This window comes from Kitasatospora sp. NPDC057518 (genome assembly GCF_042802075.1).
Taxonomy (GTDB): Bacteria; Actinomycetota; Actinomycetes; order Streptomycetales; family Streptomycetaceae; genus Kitasatospora.
Map to the genome: position 1 here is coordinate 1 of NZ_JBHVEU010000758.1, position 1,929 is coordinate 1,929.

Here is a 1,929-nt window from a genome sequence, read left to right on the forward strand (position 1 = left end):
GACGACGGGACTCCCGGCCGCTCCGCACGCGCGGGCGATCAGTCCTTCACCGCACCGGCCAGCCCGGAGACCAGCTTGCGCTGCACCGCGATGAAGAAGATCAGCACCGGCACGGTCATCAGCGTGGACGCCGCCATGATGCCGCCCCAGTCGTTCTCGTCCGGCTTGAAGAAGACCAGCAGCGCCGAGGGCAGCGTCTGGTTCTGGGTGGCGCTGATGATGAAGGTCTTGGCGAAGACGAAGTCGTTCCACGCCGCGATGAAGGAGAACACGCTGGTCGCGGCGAGGCCCGGGGCCACCAGCGGCAGCAGGATCCGCCACAGGATGCGGGTCCGGCCGGCCCCGTCGATCTGCGCCGCCTCCTCGATCGAGACCGGGACGGCCGCGACGAAGCCGCGCATCATCCAGATCCCGAACGGCAGCGAGAACGCCAGCTGCACCAGGACCAGCGAGGCCAGGGTGTTCAGCCCGATGCCCGGGGCGAACCGTCCGGCGTCGCGGAACATGAAGAACAGCGGGATGGTCAGCGCCTCGACCGGGATCATCTGGGCGATCAGGAACATCACCATGATGGTGGTGCGGAACTTGAACCGGAACCTGGTCACGGCCACCGCCGCCAGGAAGACCACGATCGCCGACAGCACCACCACCGACAGCGCGACCACCAGGCTGTTCCCGAAGTAGCGGGCGAAGCCGTCCACGCTGAGCACCTGACGGAAGCTCTCCAGCGTGGGGTGGGCGGTCCACGGCCTGGGGTCGAGCGACTGGATCTCGCCCTTGGGCTTGAAGGCCGAGAGCACCATCCAGAAGATCGGGAAGGCGGTGACCACGGCCAGTACGATCGCGCCGCTGTTGGCGGCCAGCCGCCACCGGCCGCGGGTGTTCCGACCCCGGGTGTTCCGGGGGCCGCCGGTGTTCCGGGGGCCGCTCCCGTCCTGGGGGCCGCCGGTGTTCCGGGCCGGCTTCACGGCCGGGGAGTTCGCCGGGGAGTTCGCCGGGCTCACAGTTCGTTCCCCGTCCGTCGCAGGGTGCGGATGTACAGGACCGTCGGGATCACCAGGATCAGCAGCATGATCACGCCGATCGCCGCGCCCAGCCCGTACTGCGAGGAGGCGAACGCCTTCTGGTACGCGTACACGTTGAGCACGAGGTTCTGGCCGGCGATGCCGCCGCCCTCGGTCATCACATAGATCTGGGTGAAGACCTTGAAGTCCCAGATCACCGACTGGATCACCACGATGGTCAGGATCGGGCGCAGCATCGGTGCGGTGATCCGGCGGAAGGTGGTCCAGGTGTTGGCGCCGTCCAGCGCGGCCGCCTCCATGATCTCCTCCGGGATGGCCCGGATGCCCGCGTAGAGGGTGACCATCACGAACGGGTAGGAGTGCCACACCACCACGGCGCCGACGATCAGGAACGCCGTCCACTTGTCGTAGAACCAGTTGAACTCGTGGAAGCCGGAGAGTCCGAGCCCCTCCAGGGTGTGGTTGACCAGGCCGAGGTTGGTGTCGAACAGGAAGCTCCACACCGTCGAACCGGTCATCGCCGGCGCCGCCCAGGCGGCCATCGCCGCGGTGGTCAGCACCAGCCGGGGCCACCGGCCGACCTTGGTGAGCAGCACCGCGAGGGTGGCGCCGACGGCCAGGGTGGCGACCACGCAGAACGCCGCGAAGCCGATGGTCTGGAACAGCACCGTCCAGAACTGCTCGTCCTCGAGGATCTTCGAGTAGTTGCCGAAGCCGACGAAGGAGGTCGGGGCGCCGCCCGAGGCCTGGGCCTGCCCGAAGTCCAGTACGGACAGCAGGCCGAGCTGGTAGATCGGGTAGGCGACCAGCGGGATCAGGATGACCGCGGCCGGCAGGAGCAGCAGCAGCTGTCTCTTATACACATCTCCTGCCTTTGAAACGCCGTAAGCAGGTGATGCATTGT

2 protein-coding genes are annotated in these 1,929 nt (G+C 67.7%); both read right to left on the reverse strand.

Features of this window, described 5'->3' with window-relative positions; translation table 11 throughout:
• Positions 1-38: 38 nt before the first annotated feature.
• Positions 39-863 (reverse strand): carbohydrate ABC transporter permease, encoded by an 825-nt coding sequence (locus ACFU7Z_RS39150; protein WP_049650666.1) that lies wholly within the window; start codon positions 861-863, stop codon positions 39-41.
• A 137-nt stretch (positions 864-1,000) separates the two neighbouring features.
• Positions 1,001-1,888: a carbohydrate ABC transporter permease gene (locus ACFU7Z_RS39155; RefSeq protein ID WP_380782927.1), complete on the reverse strand. Its 888-nt coding sequence runs from the start codon at positions 1,886-1,888 to the stop codon at positions 1,001-1,003.
• Positions 1,889-1,929 lie beyond the last annotated feature (41 nt).